The 25,894-nt window shown below is 62.0% G+C and carries 25 protein-coding genes; 10 read left to right on the top strand and 15 right to left on the bottom strand.

The features are described 5' to 3' along the window. Window positions 1-69: 69 nt before the first annotated feature. The 4 genes from EU811_RS05950 to EU811_RS05935 form a co-directional block, all read right to left on the bottom strand. A complete protein-coding gene (locus tag EU811_RS05950; RefSeq protein ID WP_142937564.1) occupies window positions 70-2,229 on the bottom strand; it encodes a dipeptide ABC transporter ATP-binding protein in 2,160 nt (719 codons plus the stop codon). Then, a complete protein-coding gene (locus tag EU811_RS05945) occupies window positions 2,226-3,197 on the bottom strand; it encodes an ABC transporter permease (protein WP_142937563.1) in 972 nt (323 codons plus the stop codon). The genes EU811_RS05950 and EU811_RS05945 overlap by 4 nt, the downstream gene beginning before the upstream one ends. Further along, window positions 3,197-4,180 (bottom strand): ABC transporter permease, encoded by a 984-nt coding sequence (locus tag EU811_RS05940; protein ID WP_142937562.1) that lies wholly within the window; start codon window positions 4,178-4,180, stop codon window positions 3,197-3,199. The genes EU811_RS05945 and EU811_RS05940 overlap by 1 nt, the downstream gene beginning before the upstream one ends. Window positions 4,181-4,512: 332 nt before the next feature. After that, entirely contained in the window at window positions 4,513-5,118 is a 606-nt protein-coding gene (locus EU811_RS05935; RefSeq protein WP_187697085.1) for a TetR/AcrR family transcriptional regulator, read from the bottom strand. Between the two features lie 123 nt (window positions 5,119-5,241). On the opposite strand from EU811_RS05935, the gene EU811_RS05930 reads away from it, so the two are divergent. Beyond that, the gene (locus tag EU811_RS05930; protein WP_142937561.1) at window positions 5,242-5,811 is read left to right on the top strand and encodes an NAD(P)H-dependent oxidoreductase; all 570 of its coding nucleotides are present in this window, start codon (window positions 5,242-5,244) and stop codon (window positions 5,809-5,811) included. Between the two features lie 88 nt (window positions 5,812-5,899). Continuing rightward, window positions 5,900-6,808, top strand: a complete 909-nt coding sequence (locus tag EU811_RS05925; RefSeq protein WP_238703316.1) for a GerMN domain-containing protein — start codon at window positions 5,900-5,902, stop codon at window positions 6,806-6,808. Window positions 6,809-6,938: 130 nt separating this feature from the next. Here EU811_RS05925 and EU811_RS05920 read toward each other — a convergent pair whose 3' ends face one another. The 3 genes from EU811_RS05920 to EU811_RS05910 all read right to left on the bottom strand — a co-directional run bounded on the left by EU811_RS05920 (window position 6,939) and on the right by EU811_RS05910 (window position 9,522). Beyond that, window positions 6,939-7,478 carry a hypothetical protein gene (locus EU811_RS05920; RefSeq protein WP_142937560.1) on the bottom strand — a complete coding sequence of 180 codons (540 nt, stop codon included), beginning with the start codon at window positions 7,476-7,478 and terminating at the stop codon, window positions 6,939-6,941. Then, complete coding sequence (locus tag EU811_RS05915; protein WP_142937559.1) at window positions 7,459-8,571, bottom strand: hypothetical protein; 1,113 nt, start codon at window positions 8,569-8,571, stop codon at window positions 7,459-7,461. The genes EU811_RS05920 and EU811_RS05915 overlap by 20 nt, the downstream gene beginning before the upstream one ends. Before the next feature lie 102 nt (window positions 8,572-8,673). Then, window positions 8,674-9,522 (bottom strand): isocitrate lyase/PEP mutase family protein, encoded by an 849-nt coding sequence (locus EU811_RS05910; protein WP_142937558.1) that lies wholly within the window; start codon window positions 9,520-9,522, stop codon window positions 8,674-8,676. Between the two features lie 110 nt (window positions 9,523-9,632). Here EU811_RS05910 and EU811_RS05905 point away from each other — a divergent pair, with 110 nt between their 5' ends. The 3 genes from EU811_RS05905 to EU811_RS05895 all read left to right on the top strand — a co-directional run bounded on the left by EU811_RS05905 (window position 9,633) and on the right by EU811_RS05895 (window position 11,849). Further along, a complete protein-coding gene (locus tag EU811_RS05905; RefSeq protein WP_142937557.1) occupies window positions 9,633-10,940 on the top strand; it encodes an aminotransferase-like domain-containing protein in 1,308 nt (435 codons plus the stop codon). Beyond that, complete coding sequence (locus EU811_RS05900) at window positions 10,937-11,365, top strand: universal stress protein (protein WP_142937556.1); 429 nt, start codon at window positions 10,937-10,939, stop codon at window positions 11,363-11,365. Before EU811_RS05905 ends, EU811_RS05900 begins: the two co-directional genes overlap by 4 nt. 172 nt (window positions 11,366-11,537) lie before the next feature. Continuing rightward, window positions 11,538-11,849: a hypothetical protein gene (locus EU811_RS05895; RefSeq protein ID WP_142937623.1), complete on the top strand. Its 312-nt coding sequence runs from the start codon at window positions 11,538-11,540 to the stop codon at window positions 11,847-11,849. Here the strand turns inward: EU811_RS05895 and EU811_RS05890 are convergent. Continuing rightward, window positions 11,830-13,254, bottom strand: coding sequence for an APC family permease (locus EU811_RS05890; protein WP_142937555.1), 1,425 nt, complete (start codon window positions 13,252-13,254; stop codon window positions 11,830-11,832). The genes EU811_RS05895 and EU811_RS05890 overlap by 20 nt on opposite strands. Window positions 13,255-13,463: 209 nt before the next feature. Here EU811_RS05890 and EU811_RS05885 point away from each other — a divergent pair, with 209 nt between their 5' ends. Continuing rightward, window positions 13,464-14,561, top strand: a complete 1,098-nt coding sequence (locus EU811_RS05885) for an amidohydrolase family protein (RefSeq protein ID WP_142937554.1) — start codon at window positions 13,464-13,466, stop codon at window positions 14,559-14,561. A 44-nt stretch (window positions 14,562-14,605) separates the two neighbouring features. On the opposite strand, the gene EU811_RS05880 is transcribed toward EU811_RS05885, so the two are convergent. The 5 genes from EU811_RS05880 to EU811_RS05860 all read right to left on the bottom strand — a co-directional run bounded on the left by EU811_RS05880 (window position 14,606) and on the right by EU811_RS05860 (window position 20,424). Further along, on the bottom strand, window positions 14,606-15,202 hold the full coding sequence (locus EU811_RS05880) for a phosphatase PAP2 family protein (protein ID WP_142937622.1): 597 nt from the start codon (window positions 15,200-15,202) through the stop codon (window positions 14,606-14,608). A 118-nt stretch (window positions 15,203-15,320) separates the two neighbouring features. After that, complete coding sequence (locus EU811_RS05875) at window positions 15,321-16,880, bottom strand: dihydrolipoamide acetyltransferase family protein (protein WP_142937553.1); 1,560 nt, start codon at window positions 16,878-16,880, stop codon at window positions 15,321-15,323. Window positions 16,881-16,980: 100 nt separating this feature from the next. Further along, complete coding sequence (locus EU811_RS05870) at window positions 16,981-17,961, bottom strand: alpha-ketoacid dehydrogenase subunit beta (protein ID WP_142937552.1); 981 nt, start codon at window positions 17,959-17,961, stop codon at window positions 16,981-16,983. Beyond that, complete coding sequence (gene pdhA, locus EU811_RS05865) at window positions 17,961-19,154, bottom strand: pyruvate dehydrogenase (acetyl-transferring) E1 component subunit alpha (protein WP_142937551.1); 1,194 nt, start codon at window positions 19,152-19,154, stop codon at window positions 17,961-17,963. The genes EU811_RS05870 and pdhA overlap by 1 nt, the downstream gene beginning before the upstream one ends. A 151-nt stretch (window positions 19,155-19,305) precedes the next feature. Further along, on the bottom strand, window positions 19,306-20,424 hold the full coding sequence (locus tag EU811_RS05860) for a histidinol-phosphate transaminase (protein ID WP_187697084.1): 1,119 nt from the start codon (window positions 20,422-20,424) through the stop codon (window positions 19,306-19,308). A gap of 72 nt (window positions 20,425-20,496) precedes the next feature. On the opposite strand from EU811_RS05860, the gene EU811_RS05855 reads away from it, so the two are divergent. Further along, a complete protein-coding gene (locus tag EU811_RS05855) occupies window positions 20,497-20,925 on the top strand; it encodes a phage holin family protein (RefSeq protein WP_142937549.1) in 429 nt (142 codons plus the stop codon). 32 nt (window positions 20,926-20,957) lie between these two features. Here the strand turns inward: EU811_RS05855 and EU811_RS05850 are convergent, their stop codons facing one another. Together EU811_RS05850 and EU811_RS05845 are read right to left on the bottom strand one after the other, a co-directional pair. Next, window positions 20,958-22,298 (bottom strand): hypothetical protein, encoded by a 1,341-nt coding sequence (locus EU811_RS05850; RefSeq protein WP_238703315.1) that lies wholly within the window; start codon window positions 22,296-22,298, stop codon window positions 20,958-20,960. Then, window positions 22,298-22,501 carry a hypothetical protein gene (locus EU811_RS05845; protein ID WP_238703314.1) on the bottom strand — a complete coding sequence of 68 codons (204 nt, stop codon included), beginning with the start codon at window positions 22,499-22,501 and terminating at the stop codon, window positions 22,298-22,300. Before EU811_RS05845 ends, EU811_RS05850 begins: the two co-directional genes overlap by 1 nt. A 276-nt stretch (window positions 22,502-22,777) precedes the next feature. Between EU811_RS05845 and purB the strand changes: the two genes are divergently transcribed. From purB to EU811_RS05830, 3 genes are all read left to right on the top strand, one after another. Continuing rightward, window positions 22,778-24,184: an adenylosuccinate lyase gene (gene purB / locus EU811_RS05840; protein WP_142937547.1), complete on the top strand. Its 1,407-nt coding sequence runs from the start codon at window positions 22,778-22,780 to the stop codon at window positions 24,182-24,184. Between the two features lie 274 nt (window positions 24,185-24,458). Next, entirely contained in the window at window positions 24,459-25,121 is a 663-nt protein-coding gene (locus EU811_RS05835) for a histidine phosphatase family protein (protein WP_142937546.1), read from the top strand. Between the two features lie 259 nt (window positions 25,122-25,380). Beyond that, window positions 25,381-25,884 carry a GNAT family N-acetyltransferase gene (locus EU811_RS05830; RefSeq protein WP_142937545.1) on the top strand — a complete coding sequence of 168 codons (504 nt, stop codon included), beginning with the start codon at window positions 25,381-25,383 and terminating at the stop codon, window positions 25,882-25,884. Window positions 25,885-25,894 lie beyond the last annotated feature (10 nt).

Genomic DNA, 25,894 nt, shown 5'->3' with positions numbered 1-25,894 from the left:
CCTTCATGTTTACGACTGAAATATCTTGTGCGAATTGAGACCAGGGATTCTTCAATGCTTCATATGTCGTCAGGCATGCACCACCAGCATGTCGGCATCTATCTCTCCGTCCGGGAAGAAGCAGGCGAAGTCCTGTGTGCCTTCCTTTTCCGAAGCCAGTGGCGGCTCCAGAGTAAGGCACTTTTCCTGCTTTGCGGCAGGGAGGGCGGCAAACACGGGACACCGGGTGGCGAAGTTGCATCCCTTGGGAGCATCAAGCGGGCTGGGAAGGTCACCCTGCAGGATGATGCGTTCGCGGGTGCGTTCCAGGGAAGGGTCCGGCACCGGGATCGCGGACAGCAGTGCCCGGGTGTAGGGGTGGCGCGGGTTGTCGAAGACGTCGTCCACGTCTCCGGTTTCCACAATCTTGCCGAGGTACATCACGGCCACACGGTCTGAAATGTGCCGGACCACCGAGAGGTCATGCGCCACCATCAGGTAGCTCAGGCCCAGCTCTGCCCGGAGCTTGTCCAACAGGTTGATCACGCCGGCCTGGACGGAGACGTCCAAGGCAGAAACCGGTTCGTCCAGGACCACGAGCTTGGGGTTGACCGCCAGTGCCCGGGCAATGCCGATGCGCTGGCGCTGGCCTCCGGAGAACTGGTTGGGAAAGCGGTTCACATGGTCAGGTTGCAGGCCCACCAGCTTCATGAGTTCCATGATGCGTTTCTTGATGGCGGCCTTGGGCATGCCCAGGTTTTCCAGCGGTTCGGCCAGGACTTCATACACGGTGAAACGCGGATCCAGGGCGCCCGTGGGGTCTTGGAAGACCATCTGCATTTCTTTGCGCATGGCCATGGTGGTCTTGTGGTTGGTTGCTGCCTTGTTGCTGACGCCGCCGATCACCACTTCGCCCACCTGGTCAGGGTGGAACTCCATGATTTCCAGGAGCGTGGTGGTCTTGCCGCAGCCGGACTCCCCCACAATGGAGACGCACTCGCCTTCGCGGATGTCGAAGCTCAGGCCGTCCACGGCCTTGACCGTGCCGATCCGTCGCTTGATCAAGGCACCTTTGAGCAGCGGGAAGTGCTTCTTCACGTCCTTGAGTTCCAGGACCTTGGTACGCTCGCCGCGCGCCACGCCGTCGAACTTTGAGATGGGCTTGGGCGGTGCGTGGAAGATCTTGTGCGCGTCCGCGTCGCCGGAGAGTTCATTGGACTTGATGCACGCAGCCTTATGCCCCAGCGTCTGGCCTTCCGTGCCCGGCACCGGGAACAGCTCCGGCTCACCGTGCAGGCAGGCGTCGCTGACCAAGGGGCAGCGGGCGGCGAATGAACACCCGGTCACTGGCAATGCGAGGTTGGGCGGCGTTCCTTCGATAGGAACCAGCGACTGCTTGGTGGCGGTGTCCACGCGCGGGACGGCACCCAGCAAGCCGAGCGTGTACGGCATCCGGGGGTTGTAGTAGATGTCCTCCACAGTTCCGGTTTCCACGGGCTTGCCGGCATACATGACCATGATGTCGTCGGCCATGCCGGCTACGACGCCGAGGTCGTGCGTGATCATGACGACGGCGGCGCCGGTTTCCTCCTGCGCGGTGTGCAGGACTTCCAGCACCTGCGCCTGGATGGTGACGTCCAACGCCGTCGTGGGTTCATCCGCTATAAGTACGCGAGGATCGTTGGCGATGGCGATGGCGATCATGACGCGCTGGCGCATGCCGCCGGAAAATTCGTGCGGGAATGCTTTGAGCCGGTCCTTGGGGCTTGGGATGCCCACCATCCGCAAAAGGTCGACGGCGCGGGCTTCTTTGGCCTGCTTGCTCATGGTGGGGTTGTGGACCGTCAGTGCCTCGATGATCTGGTTACCCACCGTGTAAACGGGAGTGAGCGAGGACAGCGGGTCCTGGAAGACCATGGCGATGTCGCTGCCACGGTGCTTGCACATGGCTTTGTCGCTGAGGCCCAGGAGTTCCTTGCCCTTGTAGCGGACGGAGCCGGTGATGTCAGCGGTTTCAGGGAGCAGCCCCATGATGGCCATGGACGTGACTGACTTGCCGGAACCGGACTCGCCCACAATGCCCAGGGTCTTGCCGGGCATGAGGTCGAAATCCACGCCGCGGACTGCGTGGACTACGCCATTCTCAGAGTTGAACCGGACGTTCAGGTCGCGGACGCTGAGGACGGCGTCACCGGGGGCGTAGAGTCCGGCGTCGCGGAGGCGTTCGGCGGGAGTGATGTTGGTGCTCATTTGGTGGTCTTCTTCGCAGTCTGGGGCTTGGCCTGCTTCGCCCGGCCAATTGAACTGGAGCTGGGATCGAAGGCGTCACGGAGTCCGTCGTTCATCATGGCCAGCGAGCCTGTCAGCAGGAACATGACGGTCAGCGGAACCCAGAACATCCACGGGAAGGAGGACACCTGCCCCGTGGCTTGCCCGATCAGGACACCGAGGCTGACATCAGGGAGTTTGATGCCGATCCCGATGAAGGAGAACGCGACTTCGGCCAGGATGGCGCCGGTGATGCCACGGGTGAAGTCGAGGACCAGCAGCGAGCCGATGTTGGGGACAAGGTGGCGCCACACGATGCGTCGGGAGGGGACACCCATGTATTTGGCGGCTTTGACGTAATCGCGCTGCATGAGGGACATGGACAGCGAGCGCACCAGGCGGGCGGTTCCCATCCAGCTGAAGAACAGGAGCACGACCACTAGCAGGAGCCAGCTGGGGAGGTCCTTCAGCCCACCGCTGCCGCTGGTTGCCACTGCCACCACCAGGATGGCGGGCATCATGATGAGCGCTTCGAGGATGAACAGCATGGTGGCGTCCACCTTGCCGCCGAAGAACGCCATGGTGCAGCCGTACACGGCGGAGATCAGGACAGATAAGCCGCCCACGATCAGACCGATGAGAATGGACGTCCGGGTGCCATCGACAATGAGCGCCATGAGGTCTATACCGGCCTGCGTGGTGCCGAGCAAGTGGTCCGGCGACGGCGGCATGCCAATGTTCAACGGATCAATGGTGTCCTTGTCCCATGAGGTGAGGAACCCGCCAAAGATCGAGAAAAGGAACAACGCGAGGAAAATGAACAAGCCGGCGACGGCGGTCCGGTTCCGCATGAAGCGGCGGAAGATGATTCGGGACTTGCCAATGACGACGTCCTGGTCGCCAACCCGGGATTCGTCGATTTCCGCAATGGGATCAATGATGTTTGTCATTACTGGACCCTCACTCGTGGATCGACCAGTGTGGTGGCGAAGTCGGCAAGGATGGCGCCGATCGCGAAGATCACTGACCCGTAGGCCAAGGTGGCCGTGGCCACGTTGACGTCCTGCAGGCTGATGGCCTGGATGCTCCAGAGGCCGATTCCTGGCCAGGCGAAGATGGCCTCGGCGAAGAAGCCGCCGGTGAAGATTGCGGGGATGGTGAACGCGATGCTCTGGGCAACCGGGATGAAGGACACGCGCAGCGCGTGCTTCCTGATGGCCTGGTTGCGGGTGAGTCCTTTGGCCCGGGCGGTGCGGACAAAGTCGGCATTGACGTTGTCCAACAGGTACTGCCGCTGGGCGATCTGGTAGCCAGCCCAACCAAAGACGGTCATCGCGAAGGTGGGCACGGCATAGTGGGCCACCATGTCAACGAAAGCGGGCCAACCGGGGTCGATTCCCGGCGTCGAAATTCCTGTCACGAAGAAGATGCGCTCCCCGACGGCCTCGTTGATGCCGATGGCCCCGAGCTGCACCAGGAAGTAGGCGATGGGCGCGGGGAGGATGTGGACAAGGTAGCTGTAGGACGTGATGACGCGATCCTGGAACTTGTACTGGCGTGCGGCGGAATAGACACCGAGGGCGACGCCGATCACCAAGGTCAGGATGATCGAGGCGATGAACAGCCGGGTGGAGACCAACACGCGGTCGGCGAACTCGGCGTTGACGAACGCGCCGTTGGGGCTGCGGCCCCAGTCCCAGCGGGTGACAATGCCCCAGAGCCATTGAATGTACCGTTCCCACGGGTTCAACTCCGGATCAAGACCGAGTCCCCTGAAGGACGCCGCTACCTGTTCGGGGGTTGGCCGCGGGATCTTCTCCTGCTCCAGAACTGCGGGCTTCAGGGACGAGACCGCCAGGAAGTACCCTGCACTCGTGGTCAGGAAGATCATGATCAGGTAGATTCCCGACCGCTTCATCAGATATTTCAGCATGTCGGGTAGCTGCCCCGAATCGTGGCAAAACTCAAAGCTCGTCCTTCCGCGGTTCCCGGCTGTGGCCGGCGTCAGCTGCGAAGTGGCGCAGCGGGTGGTTGGGTCCCCCACGCCCCTTCAGTGATCACCAGCCCTGTATGGCATGCGTCACATTCAAGAGGAAACTACCACAATAACTGCTTCACGTTTTGCTTCACGGTGTCCAGTTTCGCGGCTGCAGCCAGATTGTTATGTGCAGGTTGCGTCATGTTTAGGACCCCAGCGATACTTATGGGCTCACCGAGGAGCGGGCAGGAGTGCCCCCACGGGCATATTCGCCGGCCCTTGGCTGTTTAGGCCGCGCGCAGGAGCCGCGTGATCAGCTCACGCCAGGAATCCGCAAGCCGGGTGGGTGAAATGCCCCGGACGCGGACGTCGTCCACGATTCGCTCAGGGTCCAGAGCGTACGTCAGGGACATCGCCATCACCCAAGGATCCGCGATTCCCGCCTCCCGCAGCAGGACCTCCAGATGTCGATGCGAAAGTTTGGTCGCGGGAACATCGAACCTGTTGCGGGTTGCAGCCCCGGCGGCCTTCAGGAGTTCACCGTTTTCCAAGACGAAATAGATCCGCCCCTCGCCGAACGCCACCAAACGATCCTTCGGTGACGCCCCGGGACCCAGAGGGGGTGGGCCGAACATGAAAGCAGCCTGGAATTCAGATTCCGAATCACTCAGCAGCGTCATCATCAGCCCGGCGCGGCTGCCAAACCGGCGGAACACAGTCCCCTTGCCCACCTGGGCCTTGCAAGCGAGCGCATCCATGGTCAGCGCTTCGGCACCAAACTCGGCCACCAGATCCCGGGCAGCGTTGAGGAGGCGCTCGCGATTTCTCGCTGCGTCGCTGCGCTCGTGGGGCGCACCTAGGGGCACGTCCGGCCTCATGGGGATCGAGCTCACAGAAATATTCTAGACCCCGGGAATAGAAAGCGGACCATAGTCCGTTTAGTATCGGTGAAGGCCACAAAGCCCACACAACGCAGGTCGGACCCGCAAGGCACCGGCCAGACACAAGGAGACACCATGTCCAAGAGCACAGTTCTTACCCTCGTCGGCAGCCTGCGCGCCGATTCCCACAACAAGAAGCTCGCCGAAGCCATCCAGCTGAACGCACCCGAGAACGTTGATGTGCAGATTCACGGCTCGCTGGGCACCATCCCCTTCTACAACGAAGACATCGACGTCGAAGGACAGGTCCCCGCCGAAGCCGCCGCCCTCCGCGCTGCAGCAGCCGACGCCGACACCATCCTGCTGGTCACCCCCGAGCACAACGGCACCATGCCCGCCTCCCTGAAGAACGCCATTGACTGGCTGTCCCGCCCGTTCGGTGCCGGCGCCCTCTCCGGCAAGCCGACCGCCGTCGTCGGAACCGCTTTTGGCCAGTTCGGTGGCGTGTGGGCGCAGGATGAGGCCCGCAAGGCCGCCGGGATCGCCGGCGCCAAGGTACTTGAGGACGTCAAGCTTGCAGTACCGGGTTCCATGATCCGTTTCGCTGAACTGCACCCGAAGGACGACGCCGAGGTTGTAGAGCAGATCAAGGCCATCTTCGAGCCCCTGACCGCCGTTCAGGAAGAAGAAGAAGCAGCAGCCTGATCCCCCGCTTTTGATGCCCCCGTTCCGCTAGCCGCGGAGCGGGGGCATTCGCGTTCCAGCGGCCTGCCTCGGCGGACGTGATCAACTCTTGTCCGAACCGTCACCGGAACGGCATGTTGTGTTCGGCCATCCCGTCCTACCGTTGGAAGTACAGGTGGATGGACAGGAGCGCGGGGCTGTCATGCATGCCGGCCGGGGAACAAAAAGCACGACGGCGATCACCGCTGCCTGCCTCATCTTCGGTCTGTGGGTGGCTGGCTGCACTACCGCACCTACCCCAGCTGCCGGTCCCACCCCCTTACCGACGGTTTCGGTCACCCCACGCTCCCCATCACCCAGCACCGCGCCCACGGCATCCGCGCCCGCTGCGTCAGTTCCTGCCCCACCTACTCCTCCCCCTGCACAGTCCGGGACTCCCTCCGTTGCCGTCCCTGCCGCTCCACCCTCACCGGCAACACCCACTCCCGCGCCCTCGATCACTCCTTCCGAGGCCCCACCGACCCAGCCGACCGCCGTCGTCGAGCCCTCACCCCAGCCAGGCACCAGCGCACCCGAACCAACAGCTACGCCCACCGTCATCCCCGTGGATGCTGACACCACCGGGCCGGCGGTCTACTACGTGGCAATTGACGACGGCGGCGCCCGGGGCGTGCGGTTCGGCTGCAACGACAGCCTGGTACCCGTCAGGGGCGTTGCCGTACCCGGCGATCCGCTGTCCGTTGCCCTCGGCCGGCTCCTGGAAGCCGGAATGCCAGTGGATAGCGATGCAGCCCTCTACGACGCGCTGGCCAATTCGTCGCTGCGCTATCTCTCCGGCTACATGAACGGGGCCACGGTGGTGGTGAACCTCAGCGGATCACTGCGGCCCGGGGGTGTGTGCGACATCCCGCGCATTCAGGCGCAACTGACGCAGACCATAGTGCAGGCCAGCGGCGCTTCACGTGCCGAGATCTACGTGAACGGCCGAACACTGACAGAGGCGCTGAGCGTGCGGTGATGACGGGCTGGGGGTGGCCCCGCAACCCGTTGTGAAGCCGCTGTTCCGTTGTCGCCCGGCAACGTGATAGCGGGCCGGCAACGTGATAGCGGGCTGGCAACGTGATAGCGGGCTGGCGGGGCTTGGAGCTTCATGCCGTGGCGATTGCCAACACCCTCCGTAGCGCCCACCCCACGCGAAGAAGCGCCAGGACGGAAGCGAACGCCAGCAGGAAAGCCAGAGCCTCCGGGATCCACAGTCCCGTAACGGAGTCTCCCTCCAGAACCACCGTGACCAGGGCGGCAACCACCAGCAAGCCCAAACCAGGGATGGCAAAAAGGAACACCTCGCCGATCTGGCGCCGGTGTGTGGCGGACAGCTTCTCCAAGGGAAGTTCCCGCTGACCTGGTGCAGCTTTCTTTCCCAACACGTTGATCAACATGGACACGCTGGTGAGAGTCAGCCCCGCCGTGGCCCCGGCCAGGGTGGCGAGTGTCTGGAACAGTGTTCGCCGGGCCCCAGGGTCCACGCTCTCCAGCATCAGCGGTTGACGCGCAAGCAGCGATATTGCCAGCCAGATGATCACGGCAAGCGCAGCCCAAGCGAAGTCAGCACCGGGATGCAGGAGAAACCAACGCCACAGAGTCCTGCGGCGCCCGTTCCGCTGGACGTCAACCTCGTACAAGCTCATGGTCGCCACCACCTTGGCTCTCCCCTGCTGACTGATCCGCCTCTCCGGCCGCCTTGCCTGCCTTTCCAGCTACTTGACGGGCCCTTTCAGCTACTTGCCCGGCCTTTTCAGCGCTCTCCGCGGCCGCCAGTGCCGCCCGGACAGTGGCCATTCCACCCGCAACGATGTCCGGCACCATACCCGAATCAGCTGAGCCCTTGATGTCCGGCAAAGTCCTGGCGAAAAACGCCTCGTTGTCCCTGGCTTGTTTGTTGAGGATAACGATTGCTTCTGCGGTGGATTTTTGAGGATCGTTGAAGACGTCCGGGTCCACTTCGATGTGCGAGATGAACCGCTCCTTGAGAAGGTCCACCACTTCACGGTCCCCAGTCAGGGAGTCCTTGCCCTCAGCCACCACATAGTCGAAATGATCCACGGATCCGGCCCGGCGAAAAAGGTGGATCAGTTGTTGGATCCGCTCCCGAATCCGCTGCTTGTCCTCGGCCTTGCCGGACCTGCCAACGCTCAAGGAAATCCGGAACGTGCCCTGATTCATGAGACGGGAAGCGCTGTCCAGGACGTCCGCCCATTCGCCGTCCATGAGCTTTCCGGACAAACGTTCAGCAGGAAGCGCGAACTCGAAACGGCTCACCTCCAGCCGGGTCAGGATTTCCTCGATGTCCTCGCGGACTACCGGCACCAGGCTGGGCTCAAGTCCCAGCATTCCTTCGAGGTACTCGCCCAGCCTGGACGCACGTGGTCCGTTACCGCTGGTCAGCACCGCGATGACATTGCGCTTCAGGAAGGCAAAGTACGTGGTCTCCAGCAGGTGGTCACCGGGAGCCAAAGGCAGGGGCTTGCGGCGGCCAAGAGCATCGCCGACACTCGGCAGGTTGGTGTCCCTTACCCTGTCCAACAGCAGCACTGGAAACGGTGATGATGCGGCGGCCTGTGCGAGCAACACCGTGCCGTCGATGCTCGTGAAGTGCCTGTCCGTCCCCGTATCCTGGGCCGTCTTCAACACCTCGACCACACGGCGGGCCGGAAACGGACGGCTGAGATCGTCACCGTTCAGCTGCTCGATCCGCCAGAACTGCACACTGCGCCGTGCCATGGATTCTCCCCTCGTCTTCCGTGACCCACGCTAGTGGCGAGGTCTGACATTAAAGCCGCGCGCCGCCGTCGTGCCTCATCCGGTTCCCGGTGCAGCGAAAGGTCACAGACTGTATTTGGGCCCCGGCGCGAAGAGCGAATCCATCTCATCGTGGCTGCGCGTGCCTGAGAGCCCGGCCCAGTTGCCATCGCCGAGGATCTCCTTCGCAACGCGGGCCACCTGGGCGTACGCCGCTTTGGCCGTGTTGCCACCGATGCTGACGCGCCGAACGCCGGCGTCGTGCAATTCCAGAGGCGACGGCGCACCGACTCCCGCAAGTGCGTTAAGCGGGGCGGGAATCCGGTTGGACAGCTCGTGGAGGACATGCAGATCCACCACGCCGGGAACGAAGATTCCGTCCGCACCCGCCGTGAGGTAGGCCTCGGCACGCCGCAGGGTCTCCTCGTAGGCGGTGTCCGGGAACTCGCCTGACAGGTACGTGTCCGTGCGGGCATTGATGAACAACGGAATGCCGCGCTCGTCAGCGACCAGGCGGATCAACGCGATCCGGCGCGATTGCTCGTCGATGTCAGTGAGCGGCTCGGTTGCTGAATCCTCGATGTTGATTCCCACTGCACCCGCGTCCAGGACGGCGTGGACGGTCGCCCGGAGTTCGTCATCGGTTCGCCCGTAGCCCGTCTCGATGTCGGCCGAAACCGGCAATCGGGTTGCCCCCGCGATGCGCCCCAGTGCTGCCATGGCCAAACCCCACGGCACGTGGTCCCCGTCGCGGAACCCCAGGCTCCAGGAAACGGCTGAACTCGAGGTGGCAATCGCCGTCGCACCTGCCTCCTCCACAACCCTGGCGGACGCGGCATCCCAGACGTTCACCAACACCAAGGGGGCGGGCCCGGCGTCGTGGAGCTTATGGAAGTGTTCGGCTTTGGTCACGGATCCCCGGTGCGCTGTCATAGCTACATTCCAGCCTTTCCCGATCCCCGCGTAAAGCGTGACCTGAGAAAGTAAAAGCTTACGAAAACATATGTTGCCTCATTAGCAACATCGGGGAGTATCCTGAGACTGTGACCCACGAAACATTGGATGCCGGCGCAACGCTGCCCGCTGAAGCCATCGACGCCATTGAGCGGGCCGCCACGGCCTCTCACCCGCACGAGGAACTGTTCTCCGCGCGGGCCGCCAACATCAAACAGTCCGCTGTCCGGGACGTCTTCGACATTTCCATGCAACCAGGCCTTGTCTCCCTTGCTGGCGGCAACCCCTACTTGCAGTCGCTGCCGCTGGAAAAACTCGGCCAGACCGCCGCCCGCATTATCGCGGAGGAGGGAATGACCGCCCTGCAGTACGGCGGCGGCCAAGGCACCGAAGAACTCCGCCAGCAGATCTGCACCATCATGGCCGCTGAAGGAATCACCGATGCCCACCCCGACAACATCGTTATCACCGCGGGATCCCAGTCGGCTCAGGACGTTGCCACCAAGGTCTTCTGCAACCCCGGCGATGTTGTGTTGGTGGAGAACCCCACATATGTAGGCGCCCTGAACACGTTCGAGGCGTACCAGGTTCAGGTGGAACCGATCGAAATGGACGACGACGGCCTGGTACCGGAACTGCTTGAGGCCAGGATCGCGGCACTCCAGTCAGAGGGCAAGAACATCAAGTTCCTCTACACGATCCCCAACTTCAACAACCCCTCCGGCATCACCTTGGCCGAGGAGCGCAGGCAGCGGATCGTCGATATATGCCGCACTGCGAATATTATTGTCCTCGAGGACAACCCCTATGGACTGCTGCGGTTCGACGGCCACCCGATCGCCCCCATGCGGGCCGCCAACCCGGACGACATCATCTACCTCGGCTCGTTCTCCAAGATCTTCGCTCCTGGACTCCGCATTGGCTGGGCGCTTGTTCCCGCACACTTGCAGCGGCGCTTCTACCTGGCCTCCGAGGCAGTGACGCTCTGCCCGCCGCCACTGAACCAGATGCTCGTCTCGGCATATCTCCGCGAGTACGACTGGCAAGGTCAGATCGACACCTACCGGGCCCTCTATGCAGAGCGCTGCAAGGCACTCCTGTCCGCGCTCCAGGAGTACATGCCGGCCGGACTCACCTGGACCCGCCCGGATGGCGGCTTTTTCGTCTGGGTCACCCTGCCTGAAGGCGTAGACACCTATCCCCTGCTCGGAAAGGCGATCGACGCCGGCGTCGTCTTCATCCCCGGCGCAGCCTTCTCACCAGCCGACGGGCCGTCCAATAAACTCCGCCTCGCATTCAGCGCCGTGCCGCCGGATACGATAGCCGAAGGCGTCCGCCGCTTGGCCCCCGTCCTGGCGGAAGCCATTGAAGCTACCAATGAAGGAGCACCGCAATGACCGGAGTTGTGATTGTAGGAGTAGACGGCAGCGAGACCGCAATGAGGGCAGCGCAGGCCGCCCAGCAGTTGGCGATCGGCCTCGGAGCCAGCCTTCGCGTGGTGAGTGCCTTCGACAGCAACCGGACAGAGGTTGTTGAGATCGGCACGGACAAGTGGATCGTCTCCGATGCCGCCGAGGCCGAAGCTGTGGCCCGCGCAGTAGCCGAGCGTCTGGCTGACGACCGCCTTGAGGTCACCTACTCTGCAGCCCGCGGCAAGCCCGGGGAAGCTTTGGTCAAGGAAGCTGAAGTGCATGAGGCCCGCCTGATTGTGGTGGGTAATCGTCGCATGCAGGGCTTGGGCCGCGTGCTTGGAAGCGTAGCCAACACCGTGGCACACACGGCACCCTGCGATGTCTACATCGCCAAAACCGACCAACCGTAAAGCGAGCTGAATCACGCGGCCGGGTGGGGAGTCTCACCCGGCCTTCGGCGCTTTTTAAGCAGGATCCACAAAGTCATCGTTATAAAATCGAGATGCCCCCAATGGCGCGTGCCACCTCCACTTACTGACTTCAGGGGATCATCTTTTGCTTACTTTGCAGCCGCGCCAGCGCGTGGGACACGACATTCTGCTTGCCCGCCACGGCAACCACATCAGCACCATGCGCTACGACCGGGGCAACGATCGCATCATCGCCATGCTCGACGACGGCTCCTGGGACAGCGCCCCCAACATGATCTCCCCCAGCCTTGAGATGCCCGAAACATTCGGCAGCGTCTTCCGCAAAGATTGGCGCTTCCTGTCCCTGGCGTGCGTCGCCATGGTGACCGTGGCCGCCGTCGCCATGGGCATCAGTGTTGAAATGGCAAACCACATGTCGACGACGGAACTTCAGGCGCTGCTGGTCAGTTACCCGGCGTTCTAGCGCCCTCGCGTTCCCCGGGCTTAGGTCCCGTCGGGGCCGCAGCCGCGGCGACCATGCCGTCGTCGAACGTGAGAGCTACCTGCCCTCCGGACTTCCGCCTGCGCAGCAGGAAAATAACGGCTCCGACTGCAAGCCACGCGGCGCCCAGCAGGTACGTGAACCAGGCCAGCGAAGTCCATAGCCAGGCGATGAAGGCAAAACCCAGCACCGGCATGACCAGATTGCGCACAATCCCCGCTGCTCCCCGCTTCCGCAGGTCGAAAAAGACCACCTTGATGGTTGCCAGGTTCACCACGGCGAAGGCGACCAGAGCCCCGAAGTTGATCATGTACACCGCCTGTTCCAGCGTGATGACAAGGGCAATCAAAGACACCGCAGAGACAAGCACCGCTGCGAAGTAGGGCGTCCGGAAGCGCGGGTGCAGCCTCGCCAAGGCCTCGGGCAGAATCCTGTCCCTTCCCATGGCATAGATAACCCGGCTAACGCTCATCTGGGCAGCAGTCCCGCACAGAACCAAACCGCAAAGGTTCACGATCACGAAAACCACCATGAGCACATCCCCTCCTGCGCGCTGCATGAGTTCGGTCCCCGCGGCGTCGAGGTTCATGATGGATCTCCACTCGGGAGCGATCAGACTACCGGCCACGGAAAACACGGTGTAGCCCAAGCCGGCACAAAGCGTGGACAGGACGATGCCCCGCGGCACATCGCGTTGGGGATTCCGAGACTCTTCGGAGAGCGTGGAAACGCCATCGAATCCCAGGAAGGCAAAGGCCACAATGGCAGCAGCCGCCATCACCGGTGCGACCCCACCTTCCCCCGGAGTCAGCGGCCGGGTAAGACTGTGGAAGGACACATCCGGGGCATTGACCACTGCCAGGACGAGGAACACCAGAATCACAAGGACCGAGGCCACCACCACGATGTTCATCTTCTTGATCCAAGCAACACCGATCACGCTGAAGAGCCCCACCACCATCAGGCAAATCAGGACAGCGAGCTGCGGCGGTATGACGGGCACCAGGCTATTGAGATACAAGCCGAACAGCAGGAAGTTCACCATCGGAAGGAACAAATAGTCCAGCATCATGGCCCAACCCACCATGAATCCCACCGGGCTGCCGAAAGCCCGCGAGGCGTAGGCGTACGCACCACCAGTAACGGGGACGTGCCTGGCCATCTGGCCATAGCTATGCGCGGTGAACAGCATCGCCACCAGTGCAGCGATGTATGCGGCCGGTAAATGCCCGTCACTGATCTCCGTCCCAGCCCCATAGACCGCCACCACGGACAGGATGCCCATTGATGTCAACCCAAAAGCGATGAGCGACGGTAGGCCCAGGACACGCTTGAGCGTAGGGGCCGATTGCGGTCCATCCGTTGCGTTTTTTCCAGTGATGGTCATGGTTCTCCTTGATGCGATCCAGGTCACATAAATGAATGTTGTTCATTAGAGTAGATCGCTCATGAGCCCATGTACAGCTTTGGTATCCCAGAAGAGCCAGCGACTTGGTTCTGTATCGACTTCTCTGCGAAATTTGTAGCCTCTTTGGTGCGGCCTTCTTTCCTTTAGCGAATTTTGGTATACCTAAATGAGGAAACGAGAGGACGCGAATGATGACACAAACGCCATCGACCGGCAGCAAGGATGAGCCCTCTCCAGGGCGGGGTTTGCTGTTCACGCCGGGTTTTGTTGACGCGCATATCCACCCCGACAAAACCACATGGGGCTCCGGCTGGCTATCCCGTTCACCGGCGCACACGCTGACGGATCTCATAGGGAACGATCTGAAGGCACAGCTCGAGTTCCAAGACAGCGTCGAGGACCGGGCTTTTGCCCTCATGAGCCATGCTGTGCTCAACGGAACCATGGCAATGCGGGCCCACGTGGACGTTGCCCCGCAAATTGGCCTCAGGAACATCCACGGTGTCCGTGCAGCCGCTGAGCGTTTAGCTCCGTTCCTGGACGTTCAGGTGGTCGCCTTCCCGCAGTTCGGACTGCTGAGCAACCCCGGCACGCTCGATCTCATGGAGGCCTCCTTGGCGGACGGGGCTGACCTTGTGGGAGGCATAGACCCGGAGTCAGTGGATGGCGACCTGCATGGACATCTGGATGTCATCTACGCGCTGGCGAACAAACACGGCAGGGATCTTGACATCCACCTGCACGACGTCGGCGCAGAAGGGTTGGCGCAGCTGCGTCTCATCGCCAAACGCACCGTAATCGAAGGCATGCAGGGCAGAGTCACCATCGGGCACGGCTTTGCACTCTGCGATGCCTCACAACCCGCCCTGGGCTTTACCTTGGACGCCATGGCCGAGGCCGGAATCTGGATGGCTACCTGCGCCCTGGGAGCAGACCCCGTACCTGACCTTGACCTCTTGGAAAAGCATGGGGTCAAGGTTGCCGTCGGATCAGACGGAGTCCGCGATGCCTGGTCACCGTTCGGCACCGGCAGCATGCTGGATCGCGCACACCTGCTGGGGTACCGCACAGGAGCATCCACCGATGCCGAGTTGGAGCGTTGCTTCCGGCTTGCCAGCTCAGCTGGGGCCGAGCTTGTTGGATCCGCTGCGGTAAGGAGCTTCACCGGTTCATCATCCCCTGATCGGCTCGAATTTGCTGCGAACTCCATCCCGGAACTCGTAGTAGACCGGCCCGCTCCACTGCGGGTGGTGCGGGGCGGTGGAGCCGTGACCCTCGACGGTTGAGGGCACCGCACGCCTGAAGATGCTGCGGCTAAGAGGTGCTGCGGCTAGAGCATCCACTCCCGCAACAGCCACCACAGGCCGGCGATCACAATGCCTCCAAACAAGGAGCCAGCAATGACCTGCGCTAAGGTGTGGGCCCGCAAAACCAGCCGTGACCAGCCAACAGCCGGCACGAGGAGCAGCAAAGGGAGCCAAGCCGGCCCAAACATGAGGATGGCAATCACCACTGCGGCCGCCAGGGCCGAGGCATGCCCGCTCATTTTCCAGAACGCACTGACAACGGCCAGAACACCGATGCCCCCTATGAGCGCGATGATCATCACCGTGACTCCCACAGGGCCGTTAAGCAAGTGCAGCACCAGCAACCCAACTAGCACGGAAACAAGCGTCATCAGAAGCAACGCGGGCCGCTGACGACGGTCGCTGACATGGTGGTCTGAGATCCTGCCCAGCTTCACCATCACCAGGACATAGGCCAAGGGCAAGACGCAGACGAACATCGCCGCGAGCAGCCCGAACCACATGGTCCCCGGGAACCCGGGTTCCGTAGCAGGGCTGATCATCAGAAGAACGAACACGACAACCGGTGGCTGGAAAACTTCCGTCAGCACGCGGGCCACCCTGCGCAACGGCCCAGTCACCACGTGAAGCTGTCCGTGGCCGGTTTCCTCCAGTGTTGCCCCGGCGCCAGAAGTAATCCCGGCGCCAGAAGTAGTCCCGGCGCCCGCTGTTGTCCCGGCTCCGGTACGGGCTTTCTCGTCAGTCAAGCAGAAGCGCCGGTTCTTCGAGTATGGAGGCTACGTCCGCCATGAAGCGTGCGGACAAATCACCGTCTACTACGCGGTGGTCGAAGGAACCCCCGAGCGTGGTGATCCAGCGGGGAATGACCTCGCCGTCCAGGACCCAGGGCTTCTGCTTGATGGTTCCGAACGCAATGATGGCTACTTCGCCGGGGTTAATAATGGGAGTTCCTGTATCAATGCCGAGTGCGCCGATGTTGGTGATGGTCAGACTTCCACCCTGCATCTCAGCCGGCTGGGTCTTCCCTGCCCTCGCTTTGGTCGCCAGTTCGTTAAGGGCCAGGGCCAGTTCCTTGAGGGACAGATCCTGGGCGTCCTTGATGTTGGGGACCATGAGGCCCCGAGGAGTCGCGGCGGCAATGCCCAGGTTCATGTAGTGCTTCACCTGGATTTCCGCACCACCTTTACCGTCGACGTTGTCCACCCAGGTCGCGTTGACGCTGGGGTTTCGTGCCGCGGCCCAAATCACTGCTTTGGCCAGGATAAGCAGCGGCGACACCTTGATACCTTCAAAGTCGCGGGAGACCTTTAGCCGCTTGACGAACTCCATAGTCCGGCTGGCATCCACATCCACGAAAATGCTGACGTGCGGAGCCGAGAAAGCCGAATCCACCATGGCCTTGGCGGTCGCCTTGCGTACGCCCTTGACCGGCATCCGCTCTACACGCTGGTCCTGCGGTTTCTTGGAAGCCCCCCAGAAGCTATCGGCCTGGTCAAGTTCGGCGTCGCGTTGGGCCTGGTAGCTCACCAGGTCCTCGCGGGTCACTTCGCCGCGTTGGCCGGTAGCCACCACATCTGCGAGATCGATTCCCAGATCCCGCGCGAATTTGCGTACGGGAGGCTTTGCCAGGACCTTGTTGACCAAGCCGCTGATGGTTCCGCCGATAGCGGCACCGCGGGAGGCCGCGGCCTGCGGCGCTTCGGGTTTGGCCGGCGTCCGGGGCTCCGGTGTACGGGATTCTGCCGCGACCACGGCGGAGGCCGCCGTCGTGCGGTGTGCAACCGAAGCTTCGGCTGCTTTGGCTTCAACGGCTGCCTGATGGTCCTGTACGGTGCCCTCCGCGCTCTCGGCGATGGTGGCTGCCTCAACCACTGACCCGGCTGGGCGTTTGCGCGCACGTCGCTTGACGGCGTCGGCCTTGGGGCCGGAACCGACCAACGGCCCGCCGGCCGGACGGTTGTCATCGCCGTCGTCGGTAGGCAGCTTGCCGTAAAGGGGCGTCTCGACGACGGGGGCCTCCGGAGCAGCCGGCGTTACCGGTGCAGCGTCCCCGTCCTGTCCTTCCGATACAGCGATGATCGCCGTGCCCACCTCAACCGTGATGCCTTCCTCAACCAGCAGCTCGGTGACAGTACCCGCAAAAGGCGAAGGGAGCTCGACGAGGGACTTGGCGGTCTCGATCTCGCACAGGACGTCGTTGATGGCAACGACGTCACCCGGCTTGACCTTCCAAGCCACTACCTCGGCCTCGGTCAGGCCTTCGCCAACGTCCGGCAGGTTGAATTTCTTTACAGTCACAGTGGTCCTCGTTTTCCGGTTACCCGGCAGCGAAGCCGGGCTGGATCAGGGCGGTTAGTAGGACGGCGGTGAACAGGCGGTCCTGGTGGAACCGGCGGTTCTAGTAAGAGAAGGAGCGGTCGAGCGCCTCAAGGATTTTGTCGATGTCCGGCAAGTAGTCCTCTTCCACCTTGGCGACGGGGTACGGCATGTGGAATCCACCGACTCGGATGACCGGTGCCTCCAGGTGCAGGAATGCCCGTTCACTGATGCGGGCAGCGATCTCTCCGCCGATGCCGCCGAACGTGGGGGCCTCGTGGGCTACGATCAACCGGCCAGTCTTCTTTACCGACGCTTCCACAGTGTCGAAGTCCAGAGGTGAGATGGAACGGAGATCGATGACTTCAATGCTCCGCCCGTCCTCCGTGGCAGCGTTCGCCGCCGCCAGAGCCACTGGCACCAGCGGGCCATAGGCCACGATGGTTGCATTCGTGCCTTCGCGGACTACGTGGGCTTTAAAGGGGTCCTCGGACAGCCCGGCGTCCTCTACATCAACCTCACCCTTGAGCCAGTAACGGCGCTTGGGTTCGAAGAAGATCACGGGGTCCTGGCATTCAATGGCCTTCTGGATCATCCAGTACGCATCGTGGGCGTTTGAAGGCGAAATGATGCGTAGGCCGGCAGTGTGCGCGAAGAGCGCCTCGGGAGACTCGGAGTGATGCTCGATGGAGCCGATGCCGCCGCCGTACGGGATGCGGATGACAACAGGAACGGTCAACTTCCCGAGGCTGCGCGCGTGGATCTTGGCCAGCTGGGTGGTGATCTGGTTGAAAGCCGGGTAGACGAAGCCGTCGAACTGGATCTCGCAGACCGGCGAGTATCCGCGCAGCGCCAAGCCAATGGCAGTGCCGACGATGCCCGATTCAGCCAACGGGGTGTCCACGACGCGTTCGTCGCCGAACTCTTTGATCAAGCCATCGGTGACACGGTAAACACCGCCCAGGTGACCGATGTCCTCGCCCATCAGCAAGGACTTGGGGTTGTTCGTCAGCGATGCCCGGAGACCTTCATTGATGGCCTTCGCAATGGTCATTGTTGCCATCAGTTAGCTGCCTCCTGGTCGCTCTCAAAGCCGGCCGAGTATTCCTCGAACCAAGCAAGTTCTTCCGCAATCAGCGGGTGTTGTTCGGCGTACACGCTGGCGAAAGCATCGCGGATGTCCGGGACCTCGAGGCCATGTGTTGTGCTGCGGACGTACTTGGCGAGTTCATCGCCGTCGGCCTTTACTTGGTCGAAGAACGCTTCGTCCGCCAGGCCTTCGGTGCGCAGGTACTTCTCCAAGCGGTCCAGCGGATCCTTTTCGCGCCAGGCAGCTTCTTCCGCGGATTCCCGGTACTTCGTGGGGTCATCGGCAGTGGTGTGTGCACCTACCCGGTAGGTGTAGGCCTCAATGAGCACAGGGCCCCGGCCCTCGCGGGCATGCTCGAGAGCCCACTCGGTAACAGCGTGGACGGCGATGACATCGTTTCCGTCCACCCTGATTCCCGGGAAACCGTAGCCCTTGGCACGGTTGGCCAACGGAACCTTGGTCTGGACCTCTGTGGGCACCGAAATGGCCCAGTGGTTGTTCTGGCAGAAAAACACCACAGGAGCGTTGTACGACGCAGCGAAGACCATGGACTCGTGGACGTCGCCTTCAGAGCTTGCGCCATCACCGAAGTAGGCGATAACCGCTGCATTGGGGTCCGCGGAATCTGTAGCCGCAGCGAGCTTCTGGTCTCTCTGGATGCCCATGGCATAGCCAACTGCGTGGAGTGTTTGAGCTGCGAGGACCAAGGTGTACAGGTGGAAGTTGTTCTCCCGGGGATCCCAGCCGCCGTTGGAGACGCCACGGAACTGCTTGAGTAGTTCGGCAAGGTCCACGTTGCGGACCAGGGCGACGCCGTGTTCGCGGTAGGTGGGGAAAATGTAGTCCTGCGACTGGCTTGCGTGGGCCGAACCGATCTGCGCGGCCTCCTGACCGGTCAGCGGTACCCACAAGGCAAGCTCACCCTGACGCTGCAGTGCCGTGGCTTCCTGGTCAAAGCGTCGGATCCTTGCCATGTCTGTGTAGAAGACACGGAGTTTCTCGGGGTCAATCCGCTTGGCGTAGTCCGAAAAGACGGGATCGGATCCCAATGTCCCGTCAGGTCCGAGCAACTGCACCATTTCCACTGGTTCGCCTGGCGCGGCTGCTGCCGCGGTGGTTGCCGCGAGAGTTTCTTCCGTCCCGGGGGGCAGTTGTGTCGAGCCCATTCCGTCTCCTTGCTTGCCGTGGCGAGGCGCCGGGCAATGTCTGTCGCTGGGATATATGCCCGTTCCGGAATGCATTCCGGAACGGGCATATATTTTGGCTTTCGTCCCTTACTTTATCGGCAGTAAGTAGCGTTGGCGCATTTGTTAACCGCTAGGAACCTTGCGGAGCCTTTGTATAACCTGCACAGAGATCCAAGAAGCGGGTGTTGGCTTCCACCTCGCCAATGCTGACTCGTACACCCTCGTTTCCAAAGGCACGGACTGACAGGGCCTGTTCCGCCGCCAAAGCAGCAAACTCCGCGCTGTGCTCCCCAAGATTCAACCAAACAAAGTTGCCTTGAGCCTCTGGAACAAACCAACCGAGTTCCCTCAGGCCAGCCGTCACGCGATCCCGTTCATCCACCAGGCTTTGTACCCTTTCCACAACCTGATCGAAATTCTCGATGGACGTAACGGCAGCTCGCTCCGCAATCTGGGAAACGGCGAACGGAGTGGCCGTCACCCGGAGATGCTGGGTCAGCAAGGGACCGGAGACACTGTAGCCAACGCGCAGGCCAGCCAGTCCGTGCGCTTTGGAGAAGGTCCTCAGAACCACCACATTGGGGTATTTACGGTAGAGCTTGATGCCGTCCACAGCCTCCGCATCCCGGACGAACTCCTGGTACGCCTCATCGATGACAACCACCACATTGGGCGGCACCGCCTGGATGAAGCGTTCCGTTTCCTCGGCCGTAAGGATGGGACCAGTAGGGTTGTTCGGCGTACACAGGAGGATGACCTTGGTGCGGACGGTTACTGCGGCAGCCATGGTTTGGAGGTCGTGGCGCCCGTCTGGCAGCAGCGGAATTTGGACACTTGCTGCCCCGGCGAGGCCGACGCAGATGGGGTACGCCTCGAAGGAGCGCCAGGCGTAAATCACCTCGTCCTGCTTACCGTCGTCATTCTGCCCTGCAAAGGTGCCCAGGATTTGGTTCAGTGCCCCCAGGCTGCCAGCGCCCGTGACAACATCGTCAGCCGGAACATCAAGGAAGTCAGCCAAGGCGTTACGCAGCTTTGTGGCCAGCGGGTCCGGATAGCGATTGATATCGGTCTGATCTGCGATTGCCTGCAACACTGCAGGAATCGGAGGCAGAGGGTTTTCGTTGGACGACAATTTATAGCTGGTGAGGCCCGCAATCGCAGCAGGTGGTTTACCAGCTGCATATCTGGGGAGCCTGTCCACGACCGGACGAGGGATTACGCCCTCCGGTACGTTGTCAGTAGTAGTCATGGCTTCAAGCCTACTTGCCCACCCATGGCTGACACCGAGCTCTTTAACAGCAGCGTGTGAAAGCATGGGTCCATGGGTTCATTCATCATTCGTGTCTTGATCAACGGGCTTGCCTTGTGGGTTGCAACCTGGCTCCTGCAAGGCATGGACATCTCCACCAGCGCCACGGAATCGGCCGCGGCCAACGCCGGACTCACCCAGGGCGCAGACACCGCCGGCATCATCCTGGCGTACCTGTTCATCGGCCTGATCTTCGGAGTGGTGAACGCCTTCGTCCGCCCCTTGGTCAGGCTGTTGTCCCTTCCGGTGACCATCCTGACGCTGGGTCTGTTCACTATCGTGATCAATGCAGCCATGCTGTACCTGACGGCATGGCTGAGTACCTTCACGCCCGTGCACCTCACTATTGACTCCTTCTTCTGGACAGCAATCCTTGCCTCCATCATCATCAGCATCATTTCCATGGTGGCGGGCCTTATTCCGGGTGCCAAGAAGCGCTAACACTTCCCCATCCGGACACGTCCGTACGAGCCCTACCTTGTTGCAGCTCCCTGCTTAGTCTTCTGGATGGTAGGTGGCGAGGGTGGGTGTGGAGACGGCGGTTGGACCGGAAGCGGAGCTCTTTCCAGCTTGAACCGAGTCACCTTGGCAACGCCGCCCACGCCCACAACACCAACAAACGCTGCAGTCGAGGCTGCCAGTGACTCGTCATGGCTCGCGGTCACCAGCGCAGCTCCTGCAGCATAGTTCTCCTGGGAATGTCCGGGGCCGATGCCGGGATCCTGCCCGTCCGGAGTTTTGACCTCATTTGTCAGCGTCACCGTCACCCGGTCTTTTGTGTCGACGTTAACTCGGCCTTCGGCTCCAGGAACCCAGTCTTGGGTATGTTCCAAATGCAGTGAGCTGATACCGGGCTCGGGGGTGATGCCTCCCACGGGAGATCCGGCCGTGAGCACATACTTAAGGTCGAATTCTTCGAGGAACGCCCTGTTCTGGCTGAGATTCATGGCGTGGAGACCTCCTTGGCTATGTCCTACTGCCACCACTTGATCGCCCGCCTCAGCGCCGGCTTCACGGAGTGCCTGCCCAACGGCAGAGACAACTTCTTCAGAGTCGTATCCCAGTGCTTCGCCAATTCCCTGCGTGTCGAAGGGATTGGTGCTGGGTGAATGAGGTTGGGTGCCCGGGATCAGTACCATCCAAGAAGGCGAGCCGTTGTTGTCGAGGCAGATAATCTCAATCTCACCGTCGTTGCGGGCATGGAGTCTCTCGAGACGACGAAGGCTTTCCGCCATGGACGGTTCCATATCCTCGACCGATTCGTCCATCTTTTCGATGCTGACGGGTCTTGGCCGCATGTCCGAAAGCCGGGGCACCTCAAGGATCTGGTGAACGACGCCCCCTGGAGTCGTCCAGAATGGAAGAAGACCTGAGGCCAGATAGTTGCTCATGTCCCGGGTAGGCGGCCAGGCCGGCTTTATCTCGCTAAGGTTCGGGAGCAGCGGCAGGACGTTTTTGGCTTCCCCTTCCACATAATCCCGGTGGCTTGCCCGCACACTTGCGCTGACCTCCACCAGTTCCTGCCGGACTCTTCCCACTTCCTTGCGGCTCTCGGCCACAGCATTGAGGGCTTTGCAGCCTGTTTCATAGGAGTCGTACAGAAAAGGTTCCAGGCCGTCTTGGACCTGGCGGGCCTCGTTTTCTATACCCACTAGTTGTTGAACCAGTCCATCGAGCGTTCCCGCGCCGCGGAGGAGTTCTTCGAGCTGAAAAGACATTCCGCCCACACCTCCCCTGATACTGAGGATTCCATCGTTGGCCGGAGGGGTGGGCTGCGGCGCTGCGCCGGCCCCGACGGGAGCTGAATCTGCCATCACTGCCCCCGTTCGCTGGAGACGGAGACGTTCTGAGAGTGCCTGAGCACCACCGCCACTGCGGCCTCCAGAGACTCACGTGCTCGCATCAGCGCTGAAGCATGCAAGGCAAGGGTTGTCCTGTATGCCCGCCCGGCAGGGGAGAGCCAGTCGTCTACCTGGGCTCTGCGCAGCGACGCAAGGACCACGTCCACTTGGTCCACGCACGATTGCATTCGCCAGGCCAACCTCTGTACTTCATGGCTTCGGGAAGCGCACTGCAAGGGATCAAATATGGGCGGGTTGGGTGCAGGCATCAAGCCGACGCTCATTGTCTGTGTACTCCATTGATTGTTCTGCTGATCGATAAGGTCGACGCTACGGAGCAGCAGAACCCACCGGAAGTTGCTTTGTCGCTTATGTGGATAACCTGAACGGCCGTCCACATAGCCTCGTCATGGTCTGCATGACCCCTCGCGGAACATGAAAGAATAGGCATCATGGCTGAATCCCTCCGCGTGTCTCTCGCTTCCGAACCCCTCGCCCTTGGCGCCCTCGACGGGCGCTACCGTGCCGCCGTCGCGCCCCTCGTGGATTACTTGTCCGAGGCCGCGCTTAACCGCGATCGCGTTCACGTCGAGGTCGAGTGGCTCATCCACCTGACCAGCCAGTCCGTTCTGCCCGGTGCCGGGCCTCTGTCTGACCAGCAGGTGGCCCAGTTGCGTGCCATCGTTACCGAATTCAATGCTGCGTCCGTCAACGAACTCGCGGAAATAGAAGCCGTCACCGTCCACGACGTCAAAGCTGTTGAGTACTACATCGGCCGCCGGCTAGGGGCAATCGGCATCGAGAACCTCACCGCCATGGTGCACTTCGGTTGCACGTCCGAGGACATCAACAACCTTTCCTACGCTGTGGGAATCAAGGGTGCGGTGGAGGATGTGTGGCTGCCCAACGCCACCGCCCTGGTGAAGCAGATCGAGGCCATGGCCGAGGCAAACCGCTCCGTGCCCATGCTGTCCCGCACCCACGGCCAGCCTGCCACGCCCACCACCTTGGGCAAGGAACTTGCTGTCATTGCTCACCGTTTGAACCGCCAGTTGGCGCGCATCGCCAAGACTGAGTACCTCGGCAAGATCAACGGCGCCACCGGAACGTACGCAGCCCACGTGGCTTCAGTTCCCAGCGCTGACTGGGAAGCGGTCGCCAAGACGTTCGTGGAAGGCCTGGGCCTCACGTGGAACCCGCTCACGACGCAGATCGAGAGCCACGACTGGCAGGCTGAGCTGTACGCGGACATCGCGCGCTTCAACCGCATCCTGCACAACGTTTGCACGGACATCTGGAGCTACATCTCCATCGGCTACTTCCGTCAGATTCCGGTTGCCGGGGCCACCGGCTCCTCCACCATGCCGCACAAGGTGAACCCGATCCGCTTCGAGAACGCCGAAGCCAACCTGGAAATCTCCAACGGGCTCTTGGACACTTTGGGGGCCACCCTGGTGACCTCCCGCTGGCAGCGCGACCTTACGGACTCCTCGTCGCAGCGGAACATCGGCGTCGCATTCGGCCACTCGTTGCTCGCCATCTCCAATGTGGCCAAGGGTTTGAAGGCCCTCGACGTCGCAGAAGAGGTCCTCGCGGGCGATCTCGACACCAACTGGGAAGTCCTTGGCGAAGCCATTCAGATGGTCATGCGGGCCGAGGCAATTGCCGGCGTCGAAGGCATGGAAAACCCTTACGAGCGCCTCAAGGACCTTACCCGCGGACAGCGTGTGGACGGCGCCCGCATGCAGGAATTCGTGCAGGGTCTCGGCCTCTCCGCTGACGCCGAAGCCCGCCTGCTCGCGCTGACCCCGGGCAAGTACACGGGCATCGCGGACAAACTGGTGGACCACCTTCAGTAAGGATCATCTGTTGTAGTACAGAACGCTCGACGACGGCGGGCCGGGGCTGGGTGCCTCGGCCCGCCGTCGTCTTTATCCAGCGATCGGCGATTAGGCTGGTGAACAGAAGTGCGTTCCATCCCGGTTGCTGCTACCAGCAGCTCAGCGGGGGCCCTGAGACACGGCGTGTCGGGCTATTCCGGTGCTCAGCCGGCTGGTTGGCTGGGAGTAACCGGGCAGGAGCGCGGGAGGCGAGCAAGGCCGAAACTGTTCCATCGGAAGGAGCGGAGCACCCATGAAGCTCCTGTTGATCAGGCACGGACAGACACCCGGCAACGTCGCAGGCCAGTTGGACACTGCGTTCCCGGGCCCCGGGCTGACCAAGCTCGGTGAGCGCCAGGCGTCCGCCCTGCCGAAGGCTCTGGCCCACGAAGCAATCGAAGCCCTGTACACCTCCACCCTGCTGCGCACTCAGCGGACCGTCGCTCCCCTGGCGAAAGCTACCGGATTGGAGCCGGCAATCCTGGACGGAGTCCATGAGATCGAGGCCGGCTCACTTGAAAAGAAGACCGACCACGAATCTCACCGCCGTTACATGAGCACCGTCTTTGCGTGGACGGATGGCCACTTGGATGTGCGCATGCCCGGGGCTTCTGACGGACACGACTTCTTTGCCAGATTTGACGATTCAGTCCAGCAGGTTGCGGCCGCCGGACATTCGACGGCGGCAATCGTCAGCCACGGTGCTGCTATCCGTTGCTGGGCGGGCCGTCGGGCGACAGACATCGACACCGTGTTCGCCGAAACGCATCAGCTCCCCAACACCGGGATTGTTGCGTTGGAAGGGGACCCGGAAAGCGGATGGCGGGTGCTGCACTGGGACCAAATCCCCGGCGGAGGCACGGCGCTGGCAGACCACACCGCCGATGACCCGACGGGCGAGGCACTTCACCCCTGATTCCATACTGCCCATGCCGGCGCACCGTCCGCCTTGCACGCTGCGGGCCCTACTCTGCACGCTGCGGGGCCTGCTCTGCACGCTGCGGGCCCTGCTCTGCTCGGTAAAACCACCCATAAGGGCGCAGAGCGGGCCTCACAACGCAAGAAAGTCCCGCAATTCTCCCACCCCTTACGCGCAGGAAACACCGCGGTAACCGCAGCTCCCTAGGCTTAGTACGCATAGACACCTCCCCGAAACCCGGCGAAAAGAGGCAAAGATGCAGACAAACCCACGGCTCAACATCCGGCAGGTAACTTGGGCGAATCCCGTGGGCGCAGACCTCCGCGCCGCACAGCAGGCAGAACTCGACGCGAGGTTCGGCACCACGGACCATGAGCCTGGGCCACCGCCGACGGAAGCAGACACAGCAGTTTTTGTGGTGGCTTACGAAAAATGCTCGGGCCAGCCTCTGGGATGCGGCGGTTTGAGAATGCTGGATGAGAACACCGCCGAGATCAAGCGGCTCTATGTGGTCCCGTATGCCCGCGGCTCCGGAGTGGCGAGCTCCATCCTGGCCGCCCTTGAAGCGCAGGCTCATTCGCACGGTTTTACTGTGATCGCAGCTGAGGCGGGGTCGGCCCAGTCAGACGGTCGAAGCTTCTATGAGAGCGCGGGCTTTGCGGCCGTCCCGAATTTCGGTCCTTACGTCGGTGCCAGCGGATCGTTTTGCTACTCAAAACGGATCGACTCGCACAGTGCCTCGCACACCGCCATGGCCTAGCGTTCGGGCG

The organism is Arthrobacter sp. TS-15 (assembly GCF_006964045.1).
Taxonomy (GTDB): domain Bacteria; phylum Actinomycetota; class Actinomycetes; order Actinomycetales; family Micrococcaceae; genus Arthrobacter.
The sequence above is the reverse complement of the archived record's forward strand: the minus strand, read 5'-3'. Positions and strand labels throughout refer to the sequence as shown.